22 protein-coding genes are annotated in these 15355 nt (G+C 35.1%); 7 read left to right on the top strand and 15 right to left on the bottom strand.

All coding sequences use genetic code 11. The features are described 5' to 3' along the window. Nucleotides 1-287 precede the first annotated feature (287 nt). The 10 genes from OEM44_05600 to OEM44_05645 all read right to left on the bottom strand — a co-directional run bounded on the left by OEM44_05600 (nt 288) and on the right by OEM44_05645 (nt 7111). Nucleotides 288-1556, bottom strand: a complete 1269-nt coding sequence (locus tag OEM44_05600; GenBank protein ID MDH3516275.1) for a dicarboxylate/amino acid:cation symporter — start codon at nt 1554-1556, stop codon at nt 288-290. 233 nt (nt 1557-1789) lie between these two features. Further along, nucleotides 1790-2347: an AbiV family abortive infection protein gene (locus tag OEM44_05605; GenBank protein ID MDH3516276.1), complete on the bottom strand. Its 558-nt coding sequence runs from the start codon at nt 2345-2347 to the stop codon at nt 1790-1792. Nucleotides 2348-2521: 174 nt separating this feature from the next. Continuing rightward, nucleotides 2522-2986: a phage N-6-adenine-methyltransferase gene (locus tag OEM44_05610; protein ID MDH3516277.1), complete on the bottom strand. Its 465-nt coding sequence runs from the start codon at nt 2984-2986 to the stop codon at nt 2522-2524. Further along, on the bottom strand, nt 2983-3261 hold the full coding sequence (locus tag OEM44_05615; GenBank protein ID MDH3516278.1) for a hypothetical protein: 279 nt from the start codon (nt 3259-3261) through the stop codon (nt 2983-2985). Before OEM44_05615 ends, OEM44_05610 begins: the two co-directional genes overlap by 4 nt. A gap of 168 nt (nt 3262-3429) precedes the next feature. Beyond that, a complete protein-coding gene (locus OEM44_05620; protein ID MDH3516279.1) occupies nt 3430-5628 on the bottom strand; it encodes a phage/plasmid primase, P4 family in 2199 nt (732 codons plus the stop codon). Next, complete coding sequence (locus tag OEM44_05625; protein ID MDH3516280.1) at nt 5625-5771, bottom strand: hypothetical protein; 147 nt, start codon at nt 5769-5771, stop codon at nt 5625-5627. The genes OEM44_05620 and OEM44_05625 overlap by 4 nt, the downstream gene beginning before the upstream one ends. After that, a complete protein-coding gene (locus tag OEM44_05630; GenBank protein ID MDH3516281.1) occupies nt 5768-6160 on the bottom strand; it encodes a hypothetical protein in 393 nt (130 codons plus the stop codon). Before OEM44_05630 ends, OEM44_05625 begins: the two co-directional genes overlap by 4 nt. A 243-nt stretch (nt 6161-6403) precedes the next feature. Further along, nucleotides 6404-6562, bottom strand: coding sequence for a hypothetical protein (locus tag OEM44_05635; protein MDH3516282.1), 159 nt, complete (start codon nt 6560-6562; stop codon nt 6404-6406). After that, entirely contained in the window at nt 6559-6798 is a 240-nt protein-coding gene (locus tag OEM44_05640) for a hypothetical protein (protein ID MDH3516283.1), read from the bottom strand. The genes OEM44_05635 and OEM44_05640 overlap by 4 nt, the downstream gene beginning before the upstream one ends. Before the next feature lie 154 nt (nt 6799-6952). Continuing rightward, the gene (locus tag OEM44_05645; GenBank protein ID MDH3516284.1) at nt 6953-7111 is read right to left on the bottom strand and encodes a hypothetical protein; all 159 of its coding nucleotides are present in this window, start codon (nt 7109-7111) and stop codon (nt 6953-6955) included. Nucleotides 7112-7278: 167 nt separating this feature from the next. Here OEM44_05645 and OEM44_05650 point away from each other — a divergent pair, with 167 nt between their 5' ends. Next, the gene (locus OEM44_05650; GenBank protein MDH3516285.1) at nt 7279-7662 is read left to right on the top strand and encodes a hypothetical protein; all 384 of its coding nucleotides are present in this window, start codon (nt 7279-7281) and stop codon (nt 7660-7662) included. Here the strand turns inward: OEM44_05650 and OEM44_05655 are convergent. Beyond that, complete coding sequence (locus OEM44_05655; GenBank protein ID MDH3516286.1) at nt 7656-8573, bottom strand: hypothetical protein; 918 nt, start codon at nt 8571-8573, stop codon at nt 7656-7658. The two genes, OEM44_05650 and OEM44_05655, sit on opposite strands and share 7 nt — an antisense overlap. A gap of 563 nt (nt 8574-9136) precedes the next feature. Between OEM44_05655 and OEM44_05660 the strand changes: the two genes are divergently transcribed. The 3 genes from OEM44_05660 to OEM44_05670 are packed head-to-tail and all read left to right on the top strand — an operon-like array spanning nt 9137 to nt 10286. Further along, nucleotides 9137-9310 (top strand): protein translocase SEC61 complex subunit gamma, encoded by a 174-nt coding sequence (locus OEM44_05660; protein MDH3516287.1) that lies wholly within the window; start codon nt 9137-9139, stop codon nt 9308-9310. Nucleotides 9311-9315: 5 nt separating this feature from the next. Next, a complete protein-coding gene (locus OEM44_05665; GenBank protein ID MDH3516288.1) occupies nt 9316-9771 on the top strand; it encodes a transcription elongation factor Spt5 in 456 nt (151 codons plus the stop codon). Nucleotides 9772-9806: 35 nt separating this feature from the next. Next, a complete protein-coding gene (locus OEM44_05670) occupies nt 9807-10286 on the top strand; it encodes a 50S ribosomal protein L11 (GenBank protein ID MDH3516289.1) in 480 nt (159 codons plus the stop codon). Between the two features lie 12 nt (nt 10287-10298). Here the strand turns inward: OEM44_05670 and OEM44_05675 are convergent, their stop codons facing one another. Further along, nucleotides 10299-10730, bottom strand: coding sequence for an Lrp/AsnC family transcriptional regulator (locus OEM44_05675; protein ID MDH3516290.1), 432 nt, complete (start codon nt 10728-10730; stop codon nt 10299-10301). Nucleotides 10731-10920: 190 nt separating this feature from the next. Here OEM44_05675 and OEM44_05680 point away from each other — a divergent pair, with 190 nt between their 5' ends. Together OEM44_05680 and OEM44_05685 are read left to right on the top strand one after the other, a co-directional pair. After that, the gene (locus OEM44_05680) at nt 10921-11583 is read left to right on the top strand and encodes a 50S ribosomal protein L1 (GenBank protein ID MDH3516291.1); all 663 of its coding nucleotides are present in this window, start codon (nt 10921-10923) and stop codon (nt 11581-11583) included. After that, a complete protein-coding gene (locus tag OEM44_05685) occupies nt 11576-12442 on the top strand; it encodes a 50S ribosomal protein L10 (protein ID MDH3516292.1) in 867 nt (288 codons plus the stop codon). The genes OEM44_05680 and OEM44_05685 overlap by 8 nt, the downstream gene beginning before the upstream one ends. Here OEM44_05685 and OEM44_05690 read toward each other — a convergent pair. The 3 genes from OEM44_05690 to OEM44_05700 form a co-directional block, all read right to left on the bottom strand. Then, nucleotides 12439-13083: a trimeric intracellular cation channel family protein gene (locus OEM44_05690; GenBank protein MDH3516293.1), complete on the bottom strand. Its 645-nt coding sequence runs from the start codon at nt 13081-13083 to the stop codon at nt 12439-12441. The genes OEM44_05685 and OEM44_05690 overlap by 4 nt on opposite strands. A gap of 82 nt (nt 13084-13165) precedes the next feature. Beyond that, nucleotides 13166-13477: a 50S ribosomal protein P1 gene (gene rpl12p / locus OEM44_05695; GenBank protein MDH3516294.1), complete on the bottom strand. Its 312-nt coding sequence runs from the start codon at nt 13475-13477 to the stop codon at nt 13166-13168. Between the two features lie 67 nt (nt 13478-13544). Next, nucleotides 13545-14054, bottom strand: coding sequence for a hypothetical protein (locus OEM44_05700; GenBank protein MDH3516295.1), 510 nt, complete (start codon nt 14052-14054; stop codon nt 13545-13547). 301 nt (nt 14055-14355) lie between these two features. Here OEM44_05700 and OEM44_05705 point away from each other — a divergent pair, with 301 nt between their 5' ends. Then, nucleotides 14356-15234: a hypothetical protein gene (locus tag OEM44_05705; GenBank protein ID MDH3516296.1), complete on the top strand. Its 879-nt coding sequence runs from the start codon at nt 14356-14358 to the stop codon at nt 15232-15234. The last annotated feature ends 121 nt before the right edge of the window (nt 15235-15355 follow it).

A 15355-nucleotide genomic window follows, 5' to 3' on the forward strand; every position in this document is an offset into this window, starting at 1 on the left:
GTTATTAGAGAAAAAATATTTTTGTGATTATTATTTCATCATCCTATGTAATATTATAAAACCTGAAATTTAATTGAAACAAATTCTATTTCTTTGCCAATAGTTCTTTTAGAGAATCTATTAACTCATTACAATTTTTTAGACATTCAGTGATGTAATCAACAAATCTAAGATATTCTTTTTCAGATTCTTCTAAAGATTTACGACAGCCGTCATGTTTACACGACTAAAACGGAGGATTTCTATTTTTATCGACAAAGAGTAAAAATCAACATTATTCTGTTCTTTTAATCCCGCGTTATTTTGTCAAATACACAACAGGCGGTAAGATCTCCCGTAACATTTACCATAGTTCTAATCATGTCCAAAATTCTATCTACAGAAATCAACAACAAGATTCCAACAGGAGGAATGCCTACAGTAATCAGTATGGTGGACAAGACGATTACTCCTGCGCCAGGTACAGCAGGGGTTCCAATAGAAGCCAAAAGAGAGGCTATGATTATCACCAATATAGATATCATACTTAATTCGATTGCAAAAAGCTGTGCCAAAAAGAAGACAGCTATAACCTGGTATAGCGCAGTTCCATCCATATTCACAGTAGCTCCTAAAGGAATAACAAATTTTGAAACTCTAGTATCTATTCTCAGATCATCTTCTGCAGTCTTTAATGTTATTGGCATTGTAGCCATGGAACTGGCTGTTGAAAAAGCCAACGTTTGCGGATTACGGAATTTCGAAAAGGTAGAAGATATTGATCTTTTTGCTACGAATTTTAAGAACAATGTGTATACCAGTAACATAATTCCAAGACCTAGAACAACGGTTCCCATGTATGCCCCCAATCCAACCATTGTTCCCACACCAACTGTTGCAACCATTCCAACAATCAATCCAAAAACTGCAAACGGTACAATCTTCATAGAAATCAAAAGAATGTGCAGTGTAATTTTTTGGATTGATTCTAGTACACCTAGCAATGGCTTGATTGATTCTTTTGGAAGAACTGCCATGGATAGACCTACAATGAGTGCCATCACCAAGATGCTAAACATTTGCCCTTCAAGATACGAAGAAATAGGATTTTTTGGAATTATATTGGATACGGCATTTGGAATATCATCTAATGAAAAGCCATCTTTGATTTGTAGATCATCATCTGAAAGATCATGAGATTCCTGAAGAGAAGTAAGATCAAGAATACTACCTGGAGAAATAATTGATGCAAGAAACACAGCTACAAGTATTGCGATTGTAGTAGTGATCACAAAGTAAGTGCCGACACCCAATCCTAGAGTTTTTAGTTTATCTTTTGCTCCCAGATTAGTAATAGCCACAACAATAGAGGCAAAAATTAGCGGGACAATAATCATTTGAATTATACTCAAAAATATGTTGGCAGGAATTTTCAGATAGGATGATAAAGAATCTAAAGCGTTATCATCTATCCCAACACCTACATCATCACCTAAAACTAATCCCACACAAAGTCCTATGAGTAAAGACAATACAACCTGAAGCCACAAATTCTTGAAAATATAATTTTTAAACATCATTTTATTCACTTTAAAACTAATTTTATGTTAAAATTTCTCTGAAAAATTCTAGACATGTAGAAATAAAACACGCCTTCCATAAAAGGGATTAAATCCAAAGTAGGCACACGAACAAAGGATTTTTCAAGAGAATCATTTGTTATATTTTTTTGATTTACGTTCTTTCTCAATTAGATCCCATGCTTTTTTTAGTTTCAGTAGATTGTAATGATTTTTTCTACCTTTTAGAGTCAATAGGTATTAAATGAAGAAGGATATCCAGTTATGATTTCATGCAATGGTTTGATGAGTTTACTAAAATCTACTGAAGGTTTTTGAATTTTAGGTTCATTTGTGATAGGATCAAAATCAATATATGAACTAGCGAGTCGTATGTCATGACCTTGTTTTCCAGTATTCTTTAATTCAATTTCTTTTTTTATAATATTTGAAATTGTTGACAGATCAAGTGAATAATCAAATCCACTATATCCGCCTAATAACAAATCTTCTGCCATTTCATCTGCTAGTTCATCACTTCCATCTAGTTCAATCAATGAAACTGCCTTTTCCATTTTTGTTAAATGTGAATAGATACCATCTTTAGAGGATAGGAGAATTTTTGAATTACTCTGTTCTATTTTATCATAAATGATTTTTGCCTTTCCAATCTCTTCCATCGCAAATTCAATTGGGATTGCCAAATGGTCTGTTCTATTATTTGAAACATACATGTCAGCATCATTAAGATATGACCATGCATTATCAAGACACATTGTAATAGCTTTTTCTGCTTGTTCTCGAGTCAATTCATACGTAGTTTTGTTAGTCATTATAGATTTAGATAAAAAAAATTCGTTATAATGATTCTCTAACAAATCATAATCTACGTAATTACCTAGACATCATTCTAACATAGCACAATTTACGCCTAGAAAGGGGGATTTCTATTTTTATTCTTTATCAATAAACTCGTTCACACTTTATTTCACTCTGTCTTTTTTAAAAACAATCCAGCAACTTGGATACGGTGCCACATTGCAAGTTGGAATACCTGATTCATCTAAAAATCTAATTCTGCCCTTGATAAAGTGAATACTAGATTTACCTTCCACAAATTTGTGCCACCAAATAGTGTCTGTCTTGGAATAAGTCAAAATCAGGCAAGACACATTGTTTCTTGTGTGTTGCAAATATGCAAATTCCATAAACTCTGAGACTCGTGAATATGGTGGATTCATAAAAAAATCTTGAGTTATAGAATATTCAAAACAATTCTGTTCTTTTGTGATGTAATTTGGTAAGACATGGTTTACGTCACTTGCACATATATCAATTTGTGGATAAATGTCATGTTTTTTGCAGATATTTTGAAACAATTCCTTGGGAGTACCATACTCATCTTGAACATTAATAAAATGAAGATGCTGGACTGATCTTGGATTCATTTTTGTTTGTCCCGTCTTTTGTGACGAACTCTTCTTCCACAACATATGCAACATATTCTATATTCATCATCATGATCAAACCACACCCTACAATAACTGCAAAACCTCAATCCTAATTCATATTTTTTTTGTCCCCACTTTGTCTTGATTGCATATCTTGTACAGATTCCACGACAAGAACCTCCTGCAAGCAATCCTGTGCAACCTCTGCCATTTTTTGGTGGTCTATTCTTACAAGTAACAACAAAAGACCTTTCAAGGTATGATTCTCTCAATTTTCAGCCTCCAGAGTTACTAATTTTTGTCTGGTATGACAAGTTTTGAGTGAGGTAAATTGGTAACTGATGGTTCTTACTTTTTTTTCTACTAGAAAGACTAAGTAAAGAGAAGAGAAGTTCCAGGAAAAAAGAAACTTGACAAACTTGGTTACTGAGCTACTAGTATTATACATCAAAGTCTTTTAGCCTCCCTTGGATGTGTTGTTTTTTTAATTCAATGTCAATCCAGAACTTTTTGTTGATTCCACTAGTATCCTTTCTCTGATCAGTTTCGTAATATTCACCAAATATCATTCCAAACTTTTTGATTGTAACTAATGGAATTTCATTATCTATGCAAAAATCACAGTACCTTGAATAGACCTCACGCTTTGATACCATAGAGCCTTCCTTTTCAATTACAACTTCATTGATGAACTGTATTACAGGATCACTGTGATGGTTCCATTGTTCGCGCAGTTTCTCAATGTTGTCTTCATACTTGAATCGTCCACGCTCTGAAAGATTTTGTGCAATTAACACAAGTAGTGAGAAGACTCTGTCTTTTTCTTTTTTGTTTTGGGTTAATTCATCTCTTAATTTTGGATTCTTTTCATCACCCAAGAACTGTCGTTTCCATTCAACAATTACAAATCTTCTAAAAAAACCATCAGACTGATCATGAACATAAGGAAACCTGTTTGCAGAAAATATCAGTTTAGTGTATGGCCTGAACTTGAATGGATGTCGATGTTTCTTTTCAGCAGTTATAGAGTCCCCTGATATGATAATTTTTAGATTACCTGTCTTTTTTAGCTCGTTGCTTTCAATGTCTGCAAAGACATTTGCCATCTTACCAAACAGCTCAGCCTTTGAGAATCGTTCTAGCTCAATGTCATGTATGGTAATATTTGAGACATTTTCTGCACCCAAAATAGATTCAATATAGTCTAGTAGTACAGATTTACCATTAGAACCTGATCCAATAAACATGAATGCTTTATCAAACTGTTTTTTTATGATACAGCATGCCATTATTTCAAGTACCGTAAAGAATTGTTCTCTGTCTAGTGTATCATTAATTGTAAAGCATGATGTAAGATATTTCAGAAATAGTGTGTCTTTCAAATATGATAAAATGGAATCAACGTCTATCTTTGTAATATCCAATGGATGGTACGATACTGGCAACATCACACAAGACAAATTTGATGGTGAGTGCTCTTGAGTTTCCAGTGTTTTTAGGTTCAAAATGCAGTTTTGAACAGTGATAATGCCAGGATCCGAGTCAAACTTTTCCCTATCCTCATAGTTTATGGCCTTTATCTTGTTGATTACCTCGTGTCGCTCTGTGGTGCAGCAGTTTTCTATCCACTTTTCACATTCTTCTTTGATTAGCGGTTCTGCAACGTTTGGCTGATATATCATTCCATTATACCATAACAGATCATCTGAGTCTCGCAGACACTTGAAGTGATTTGTTTTTTGTATTGTTGATACAGTGATTTCAACTATATCTTTAGGATTCTTTTTGTTGTTGTCCTCTTCTTCTATTGATTTGAAATATTTTTGTTCAGGATCATTTAGATTCTTTTGAAACTGTGAATGCGCATCATTTACCCAACGTTCTACTTCAACATTTCCATGTGGAGGGTTACAAGAATTGTTTATCTTTATTGCCTCATGTAAGATATCTTCGTATTGCCAGTTCATGTGGAATCGTCGTAATGCCAGCTTGAATCCATTGTTGTATCTTTCACCTGCAGACCAGTTACCCTTTTCAAGTTCAGATGTTGGAATGATTATGTGGTGACCGTTTCCATTTGTCTGGTGTTTGGGAGTCCATCCATTGTTTTTTAGTTTCTCAATTAGTTGTTGACCTGTTGCATTTACATCACAAATTGTAGTGGTGTTTGAAATTATTGTATATTTTTTTCCAGTTAAGACATAGTTTCCTGACTCGTCTTTATCATAGTGATTACTTGATGCGCCAACAACATACGCACCGTTACTTTTTACCTCCATGCTGTATGGACCTTTTGAGAGAAAGGTGTTTGCCTGGTTTGGTAGTTGATTTATTTTAAAGTAAACGTGGTATCCATCACCTGTTCGCACCACAAGTGTTTTGTTGAGAACATTGTCTTTCATCATGTTTATCTCACCAATATCATCACAGTTATCAAAGTCTAGTACGATTAGATTGCCTGAAATTTTCCCAAGAATTACTGCAAAGTCTTGATCATCTGGAATTTCACCAGTAAACATTTCATACTGGTATTTGCTCCAACCAGTCCTGATGTTCAGCGCTTTGCCAGATCCCTTTGGAATTGGAACAATGTTGATTCCCTGCTTTTTGTAAATTTCTTTTATTGTAATATCACTCATCTTCTTGAGATCTTCTCCCTTGAGCAATTGCATCCTGCAACAAAGCAGCCATACCAGGAACACGAATCAAGACCACATCTCATGCAGACTCCAATTCCCACATCTTTTGTAAAACCATTAGCACATCTGCACCTTTTCTTCAAGATGTAACCTCCTCCAGTTTCTCTTTTAGCAAGAATATCCGAAATCCATTCCTGGAGATAATACCAGTACACCTCATACAGTAAAACAAGTCAATTGGCCGTCTACCCAGTTTCTGATATGCTAGTTTGTATGCAACCTCATTGCAATGTGTACACAATACATGTTTCCTATGATCTTCTTTTTTGTAGGTGCATTTCCCACACTTGCCATACAGTCTCCAGCATAATGCAGCAGTGTTGTTACTTGTGTTACCACACTCAGGACATTTTTGTACATTGTAATAATCTGGATTACTTCTCTTGGCACAGTTTACACATTGTCCCCATAAATCCCATGATTTACCATATCTCTGGCTGACAACTCCGCAACTAATGCATGTGCGATTCATTTCTTTTTCCATATCTCTGCAAAACATGAATTGCATATTGCAGGTGTATTGTATGTGAAAATCTCTTTTTTGCAAGACATACAGAATATGGTTTTGATGCGACTCAATTATCAGGCATCTCCCATATTCTAAATTCGGATATCTTTTGATGTGTTGTATCATCACTGCAATTGAATCGATCCATTTTGCAATACAATACGTCTTGTTCCCTCACACAAAACTCACACATACACAATCCCAATCTTATTCGCTCTCCTCTGAAAAAATTACCTCATTATGATGATGACTAGACAAGTCATCTTCTAGAAATGATGTACCGTGTCTTTGTAGTTCTTTAATGGAAAAATAGTTTGAATTGTACCTTGCACAATAATTACAAAACATACATCTTGCAAGAATCATTGTGAGGCAACCTCTACAAACTTGTCATCTGTTTTTTCTTCATTGATTATATTTTCATTAAAGTCCCAAAACTTTATTCCAAGTTTTTTGGGATCATCATCATCATGTAAATTGATAATCTGCGAGACTTCTTCTATTGTTTTTTCTTCGATAAACTTTTGCCAGTATGCATTTTTTCTATATGCAATACAATCTGCATGACCACAACTCTCATCATGAAATTCTTTTATTGTCATGATATGATCTTCTCCTTGTTTGAAACTTTTGAAAAATAATAGATACACTTGTTTTTGATAAATTTTAAACCGAGTTTACAAACTAGTTTTGAAATGATACCATCCATGAATTGGACTTTGATAGTTGGAATACAACAACAATAACAAGGAAAAGTCATTGCTTGTTTTCCTCACTTAACAATTGCAGCAGATACTTGTATGCATCATCAGTGAATCTTGAATAACTAGAGTACTGCTTTCCATCTCCAACAAATCTGCAGGCTTGTCTCTTCCAAAACTCTGAGACCTTAACTGGAACTTGGTTGTTAACCATTGGTTACCTTTTAGGTACCTCAAATATTAAAGAGTTACTGATTAGGTACCTGTATAGTTACTTGATGGTCACCTTTAAGTAATTCAGTGCTCTAGACTAGCCATGCCATTAGAACAAACAGGAGTAAAAACAAGAATGGTCAGAAAATCAAAAAAGAAGATGGGATAATGCCAACAGACGAGACAATAAACCAAGCACCTGTAAAGATAGACAAGATCCTAAAGGAAAAGATACAGGAATGGGTCAAGACAGAGCAAGCTCATAACCTTGGATTTTATTCACTAGCAGAGTTTGTTACAAAGGCTTCAATGGAGGCATTTGAAAAATATGCAAAAACAAACGACAACCCAAAAAGATTTTTCATGCCAAATAATGAAAACCATTTACTGGATCTTGATTTGGATTTTTATCTAGAATCAGGAAAAGTTGTATGCGTTACATGTGAATCAGAAGACTGCATTCATATCAAAACAATCCAAACTGATAGAGTTGTAAAAAAACACATATCAAAATTTCTCAAATCAGTCAAGAAGAAAAGAAAGGATCAATAAGTGGGATCACCCCATGGACTTTTAGTTAGTATAGGTGCAACAAATTTAATAATCAAACCTATGAGACCTGCCAATCCTATTCCTGTTGCTGCCTGAGTTGTAGTATCTTTTTGTATCGACTCTACATATTGCTCTATAATGTTTGGTGCAGCAATAATAACATCTGTCTTTTCTTTTCTGTCTGCTGTAAGTATACCATACCCTGCATCCTTTTTGTTTTGTTTCCAGTCCTCATCAGTGTATTCAAAGTAGAACAAATCCAAACCTAGCTTGTTTATCTCTCCAATGAATTGTAATTGCTCTGTTTTTGAAGACTCTATAGTAGACCAACCTGTTTCATATACAATATGCTTGTAGGGATATCTCTGGGTTAGCAATTCATTTATTTTTTGAATCTTGTTTGCAGAATCTGCTGGAGTAATCTCATCTGTAAAAACATCAGTAAAGATAAAGTCTACTGACATGGCCAATTCAGGATTATCAAGCCAAACCTTTGGATTACTCAATGTTGTGATTGGAATATCAGTCAACTGCTTTGCCTCTCTTATTTTGGAGATTAACTGCTCTTGGTTGATGGTTAGATCTTTTGAATTAATTATTATGGACTCTATGGTTCCAGGATATTTTGCATCAAGTGATATGACTTTTGAGACATCATCTGTCTCAACTGATAATTTCAAATCATAGATATGAGCGTATTTTAGTATGGGCTCCAAATTAGAGTCTGAGTATACTCTGAGTTTACTGGACATTTTTGATAATACCTCCATGTCCTCTCTTATCTGCTCATTTGATGGGAGAATCCCTTCTGGAGATTGACCTGTTCTAAATGGGGAATAGGAATAATTCTCAGCGTATACTGTAGAGATAACAACACTAGACAGTAATAGAGCAGCAAGAAGAATTCTCACTATATGAGAATAGCAACATTATTGCTAATATGATTTGCCTATCTTAAACTCTCAACTGGGATCCAGTCAGGAATTATCTCTTTATCATACATCTCTGAAAAAGGTCTTCTTCTTTTGGTGTTCTTGTTTTTCTCTTTGGAGATATAGTCGATCTGTTTTGTCCTTCATCATTCCATTCCTGCATGTTTTCTTGCAGATTCTAATGTATGAGATGATGACATATTCTTCTACTATTCTTTGAGCATCTTTTGCGTCTGAATTGTGACACAAGTGAGATTGAGTCTAGCTATGCATGTGCAAAAACATCTTTTCTGCAATGGTGGGTAAAATCCCCTACAAGACTCAAGTGCAGTCTTTCTAGATTCAAGATGTATTTCTCAAGTTTTGTAAAAACCAAAAACCTCTCAAGATATTGGCATGGTTACTTCTCTGTGACCTCAGATTTCTGCTTGCCAAGAAAATCTTGATAATATCATTTCCTAATACATGTAAAATTAGTACAAGTTATTATACAAGCCATGCATGGCCTAAGAGATATAAAGACACATTATTAATTTCAGGCAATGAATCCAAAGCAGACGTTTAGGAACATGGTCAATACTATGAAAATGGCCAAAAAACCTGATAAAGATGAGTATCAACAACATCTTAGGCTTGTATTATTGGGAATAGCTGGAGTAGGAGCTATAGGTTTTACAATACAGTTTGTCTTTTCGGTATTAACATTTGGTAGGTAAAAAAAATGTCTGAGGAAATAAAATCACACTTGTTTGCAATTAGAACTACAGGAGGCCAAGAGAAAGTAGTAATGAGATTATTGGAGGCAAAAGCAAATGCAAATCAAGTTAATATTCAATCAGTTTTACTAGTTGACAATCTAAAAGGATATGTCGTAATTGAAGCAGTAAATCCTAGCGATGCATACATGGCAGTAGAAGGAGTCAGACACATCAGAGGTCAGCTAAGAGGCGAATTAGAATTCAAAGACATTGAAGGATATCTTATCAAAAAATCAACAGTTTCACAATTAGCAGTAGATAATGTAGTAGAGATTACAGGAGGTCCATTCAAAGGAATGAAGGCAACAATTACTAGAATAGATGTTGACAAAGAAGAGGCAACCGTAGTTTTACTAGATGCATCATATCAATTACCAGTAACAGTAGACGCAAACTACCTAAAGCTAAGTGAGGCTTAGCAAGGATTAAATTTTTCATACTAGAGTGAATAATCATGGGAGAACAAAAAATATCATCACTTGTAACTGGAGGAGGAGCATCTGCAGGTCCACCATTGGGTCCAGCATTGGGTCCTCTTGGAGTCAACATTATGGAAGTAATTCAAGCTATCAACGATAAAACTAAAGATTTTGAGGGAATGAAAGTTCCAGTAACAGTAATTGTTGATACAGATACAAAAAAGTATGAAATTGAGATTGGTATTCCTTCAGCTGCGGCACTCATCATGAAAGAGGCAGGAATCTCAAAAGGCTCAGGTGCATCAGGTACAGAGTGGGTAGGAGATGTTACACTAGATTCAGTTATCAAAGTAGCAAATACAAAACTTGACAAATCTTATGCTACATCACTAAAATCAGTAGCAAAGACCATCATTGGTACATGCTTAGCATTAGGAGTTAAAGTGGAAGGAAAGACTCCAAAAGAGATTACAGCTGAGATCAATGAAGGCAAATGGGATACAAAATTTGCTTAATTAGATAATTAATTAATGAATTAGATAAACAGGATCCTTGTTTGTTTTTTGCAGTTCTACAAAAGTCTCAGAGTTTTGTACACCTTCAATTTTACCAATTTTTTCAATTACAATAGAGTGAAGTTCTTCAAGGTCCTTTGCATAAACGTGAATCATAATATCAAATCTTCCTGTCACCTCAGAAATTGAGACTACCTCTATAACCTCTAAGAGTTTTTTATGAATCGAGTCCTTAAACTTTGGATCTCGATTTACTCCAACAGTAGCCTTAACGCCTATTCCCAAAAGAGAGTCATCTATCTCTATTGTGAATTTCTTGATTAGTTTTTTCTTTAGCAGTCTTTTGATTCGGCTATACAGCACAGAGGCATTGACTCCTAGTTTTGCAGAAAGCGTAGGTACAGTAATAGAGCCATCACGTGTTAGTTCAAAAAGCAGTTTCATATCTAATTCATCGAATCGGTGCAAGATATTAGAAAAAGTTGATTATGATTTAATATATGTAGGTTTTGAGCAAAAGCCATTTGAATTTTTAAATATTTTACTAAAAAAATGTAATTTCTTAGAATTAATGATCGAACAAAATCACAATCTCTAAACGATTTTAAGTAGGCTTTCTAAAAAAATCTTCGTAATGATTACAGAGTCTCAGCTAGTTGATATGATTAAAAAGGCAAAAAGTGCTACTAAACAAAAAAAGTTCAAGCAATCAATTGAGTTAATTATGAGTTTCAAAGATATTGATGTAAAAAAGGGATTTGCCATCAATGAGGTAATTCAACTGCCAAAGACAGATTCTCCTGCAAGAGTATGCATTATTGCCACAGGAGATATGAGTGAAAAGGCAAAACAAGCAAAGGCAGATACTGTTATTGGAACGGCTGAACTAGAAAAGTTTGGAGCAAACAAAAGAGAGTCCAGGAAATTTATCAACAAGTATGATTTCTTTTTGGCAGACACTAAAGTAATGCCAGTTGTTGGTAAGACTTTGGGTCAACTTTTAGGTCCAAGGGGAAAGATGCCAACACCGGTTCCATTTGATGCATCAATTGAGGCTTTCATACAAAGATTTAGATCATCAATTAAGGTTAGAACCAGAGCATCATTGTCAGCATCATGTAAAATTGGTGATGAGTCAATGGATGATGCAGATTTGGCAATCAATGCACATGCAATAATTAGTGCAATTGAGAAAAAACTACCAAACGGTGAGAAGAACATGAGAAGAATTATCATAAAAACTACAATGGGCAAACCAGTTAAACAGATTCAAGAGGTCAAGAAGAGACATGCATGAGAATAGAACAGAGTATCCAAAAAGAAAGACTCAGATGTATCAGAATCTGCAAGAACTTCCAAAAAAATACAAAGTAGTTGCAATTATCAAAATGGACAAGGTACGTTCATCACAAATTTTACCATTAAGAAAAACTCTCAAAGGCGAAGTACAGTTTGTAAGTATCAAAGACAAGGTTGCACAATTAGCACTAAACAAATTAGATATTCCAGGAATCAAAAAGATTGCTGAAGACTTGAAAGGACAATGCATGTTCATGTTTACAAACATGTCACCATTCAAACTCAATGTTTTACTAGCTAAAAATAAAATCATGATGGCTGCAAGAGGTGGAGACGTTGCAAGCATTGACATTGTAGTACCTGCAAAGAACACAGGTATTGCACCAGGTCCAATGCTTACAGAATTCAAAGAGGCAGGCATTCCAACTAAGATTGATCAAGGAACAATTTGGATTTCAAAGGAGAGTACTCCAGTTGCCAAAGGCGGTGTAATTAATGAAAAACTAGCTTCACTTTTAGGTAAACTAGACATCAAGCCAGTAGAGGCAGGAATTTCACTTTATTCAGCATTAGAAGACGGAGTAAAGTATGCCGGCGAAGAGATGGTAATTGATGTCAAGAAAGTAAGAGAGCAGTTCTCACAAGCACACCAAGAAGCAGTCTCACTATCTATTGAGGCAGCATATGTCACAGCAGAGAACATTTCACTAATTCTCAGCAAAGCAGCAGGACATGCCCGCTCATTATCTATTGAATCAGCATTTATGACAGACGAGACAAAAGAGCAAATTTTGCAAAAAGCAGATGCTCAAGCAAGAGCAGTTGCAGCACAAGCTAAAGATTACACACCAGCCTAAGAAGAAGACTCTCGTACCCTTGGAAGATTCCACTTGTACCTCATTGCAAGTAGTCTAATTCCAGTGGTAACAACTATTCCAATAATTGATGAGACTTGAGCATCAACACCAGATGACAAGACTGCAAAGAATATCACAATACCTACAATTGATGCAACAGCATACACTTCTTTTACAAATACAATTGGAATCTCTCTGACAAAGACATCTCTGAGAATTCCACCACCTATTGCAGTAATCATTCCTGCAAACAACATTGGAAGAAACTCCAATCCAACTATTTGATGTGCAATTGATGCACCTAAAATTGAAAACACACCTAAACCAATGGCATCAAAGACCAACCATACGCTCATCTGTTTTCTTAGCTTGGCATAAAGAAAGAACATTACAACTCCAACTATAACAGTCAGGCTAACATAGATTGGATCAGAAAACGCTGCAGGGAATCGCCCAAATATCACATCGCGGGTTATTCCACCTGCAACTCCAACTACAGTTGCCAAGACAGTTATTCCAAAGATGTCTGCCTTGTGTGAGATTGCTTTAGAAGAGCCAGTTACTGCAAATGCAATTGTTCCCAAATAGTCCAATATGCTAAGAAATCCATCAATTGGAAAAAAAGAAGAATCTGCTGCCATCAAATGCAGACTAGGCTGTATTGTTAATTAAGAGTTGATAAAAAATATTGAACAAAATTAGATTGGAAAAAAGTAAAGTTGTTTAGCCAAATAATGAAGACAATCCTTCCATGGCTGCTTCTTCGGTTTTACCCATATCTTTTGGTTCCTCTTTCTTTGCTTTATCACCACCGGCTGCTTCAGCTGCTGCGGCTGGTGCAGCTGCTGCTGCGACTGCTACAGGTGCAGCTTTTACTGCCTCATCGATGTTTACATCAGCTAAGGCTGCAACTAGTGCTTTAACTTGGGCTTCATTAACATCTGCTCCAGATGCTTTGACAACTGAGCTGATATTTGCCTCGTTAACTTCTTTGTCTAGCTTGTGAAGAAGTAAAGCAGCATAAACATATTCCATTATATCGAGTTTTTCTTACTGGATAATATAAAACTATGGAGAACTTACGCCTGAAAAAAATTTAAAATCAGTTTAGAATTTTGAGACTTCTGCAAACAGCGTATAGTGTTCGCTTTAAAGTTGGATCTACCAAAGTATCCATTCGGTGTTTTAAAACTCGCTTTGCCTCATCCCTTTCAGTCCCAGGTGGCAATGACAAAACAGTATTGATGAATTCTGGTAAAGACTCTCTAATCCACCCATCAAGCATTCCATAAATTTTGGGAGGAAGTATATCACATTTGTCAACATCAAGATCTAAAATATCTGTAAAGTTTTCATGCTCTACTCTATACACTAGAGCCAAAACAACATTATCAGGAGTTGGATTCTCTAGGATTTCTCGTGAACGCTCCCCTGTTTTTCCTTGAGTAATTTTATTTTTCAGACCAACAGGATTAACGATAACACCATTAACACCTACTTTTCTTCCATCAATGCCAGTTACCACACCAAAGATAAAGTCCTTAAACTCGCCATTTTTTTTGACTGAGAATATCTGAGTTCCTTCTTTCAGAGAAGGTTTTCTTCCAAACATAAGTAGGTTGAATAGTGTATTCTATTTATTCCTGCCCAATAGGACATAATTCCGGCAAATCATATTAATGCACAACAATACCTAAACTCATTGGAGCATAAAAAATTCCAAAGAGATTTTTCTGAGTTGAAATATTTTAACTCCTAGTGATTTTTCATATAGCCTGGTATAGTAAATTTACAGATACAGAATTATTATTTTTTTATTATATCAAGTATGAAAAAATTATGTTTTTCGTATTGTATGAATACGATGCAAGAAGAAGAATAACAATAATAACGACTACAGCACTTTATTAGCATTGGATGAGAGTGCATATTCCAAAGAATTTCTAAACGAAGAGACAACAGTTAAGCGACGAGAGGAGATTGTAGAGAACTTTCTTAAACTAGATGTTGAAAAAATCACTTCCAGATGGAAAGAATATTTTGATATAGATAACAAAGACAGAGAGAAATTCTGGGAGAAGCTAAACGAACTACAGTCAAAATCCAAATTCATTAACACTGCAAGACATCTTACAAACACTCAAAAAATTGATGTATACAACAAGACTCCATTAAAGTATCAAGATGTTTTTGTAAAGGAAGTAATTCCAGATATCAGTACTACCAAGTCTGCAAAAAAGCCCTTGATTACAGTAATTGCAATTTATCTAATTGCATTCATGATTGTTAATTTGGTATTTTTGTTACCCATTGTTACAGTTGACATTCCAAAAGAAGAGATTCTTGTGATAAATAACATGACTTCTCAGATTGCACTAGTTCCATCAGACGGCACAGTAACTTACAACTTTGGATTATTGGATGGCAAAACATTTGACATTGACACTCACTTTATTTTCCTAGTTGTCTTGGCAGGATCCTTAGGCGCATTAATTCACGGATTGGCCAAGATTTCACAAAACACACAGGAAGGCTCAGTTAGAAACAGAGATACGCTGTGGTATGTAGGAAGACCATTTTTGGGTGCTGCACTTGCAATTGCAGTATACATGACACTTCGGGGTGGACTGCTTACCACATCAAATATTGAAATCCTCAACCCATATGGAGTAACTGCATTATCTATCATAGTAGGACTATCAACAAAACAAGTAACACAAAAGCTAAAAGATCTGCTAGATTCGGTATTTCCTACAAAAAATCCAGATGAAGATAATAGTAAGGAAAAATGAGTTTTACAGTACTGAGATAAAATATTCATTTCTTGGATTGGCAAAGAGTATGATGATACAGACTTGCAGCAGAGAAGAGATTAGGAAAATAATAGTAATAATAAATTATTAATTTTATTAT

This window comes from Nitrosopumilus sp. (genome assembly GCA_029862745.1).
Lineage (GTDB): Archaea > Thermoproteota > Nitrososphaeria > Nitrososphaerales > Nitrosopumilaceae > Nitrosopumilus.

Coding starts and splice junctions, on each gene's coding strand:
- OEM44_05635 (MDH3516282.1), bottom strand. CDS start 6,562: ATGATTCTTGCAAGATGTATGTTTTGTAATTATTGTGCAAGGTACAAT.
- OEM44_05680 (MDH3516291.1), top strand. CDS start 10,921: ATGATTACAGAGTCTCAGCTAGTTGATATGATTAAAAAGGCAAAAAGT.
- OEM44_05700 (MDH3516295.1), bottom strand. CDS start 14,054: ATGTTTGGAAGAAAACCTTCTCTGAAAGAAGGAACTCAGATATTCTCA.
- OEM44_05620 (MDH3516279.1), bottom strand. CDS start 5,628: ATGAGTGATATTACAATAAAAGAAATTTACAAAAAGCAGGGAATCAAC.
- OEM44_05610 (MDH3516277.1), bottom strand. CDS start 2,986: ATGAATCCAAGATCAGTCCAGCATCTTCATTTTATTAATGTTCAAGAT.
- OEM44_05650 (MDH3516285.1), top strand. CDS start 7,279: ATGCCAACAGACGAGACAATAAACCAAGCACCTGTAAAGATAGACAAG.
- OEM44_05640 (MDH3516283.1), bottom strand. CDS start 6,798: ATGACAATAAAAGAATTTCATGATGAGAGTTGTGGTCATGCAGATTGT.
- rpl12p (MDH3516294.1), bottom strand. CDS start 13,477: ATGGAATATGTTTATGCTGCTTTACTTCTTCACAAGCTAGACAAAGAA.
- OEM44_05630 (MDH3516281.1), bottom strand. CDS start 6,160: ATGAATCGCACATGCATTAGTTGCGGAGTTGTCAGCCAGAGATATGGT.
- OEM44_05660 (MDH3516287.1), top strand. CDS start 9,137: ATGAATCCAAAGCAGACGTTTAGGAACATGGTCAATACTATGAAAATG.
- OEM44_05675 (MDH3516290.1), bottom strand. CDS start 10,730: ATGAAACTGCTTTTTGAACTAACACGTGATGGCTCTATTACTGTACCT.
- OEM44_05600 (MDH3516275.1), bottom strand. CDS start 1,556: ATGTTTAAAAATTATATTTTCAAGAATTTGTGGCTTCAGGTTGTATTG.
- OEM44_05690 (MDH3516293.1), bottom strand. CDS start 13,083: ATGGCAGCAGATTCTTCTTTTTTTCCAATTGATGGATTTCTTAGCATA.
- OEM44_05670 (MDH3516289.1), top strand. CDS start 9,807: ATGGGAGAACAAAAAATATCATCACTTGTAACTGGAGGAGGAGCATCT.
- OEM44_05665 (MDH3516288.1), top strand. CDS start 9,316: ATGTCTGAGGAAATAAAATCACACTTGTTTGCAATTAGAACTACAGGA.
- OEM44_05645 (MDH3516284.1), bottom strand. CDS start 7,111: ATGGTTAACAACCAAGTTCCAGTTAAGGTCTCAGAGTTTTGGAAGAGA.
- OEM44_05685 (MDH3516292.1), top strand. CDS start 11,576: ATGCATGAGAATAGAACAGAGTATCCAAAAAGAAAGACTCAGATGTAT.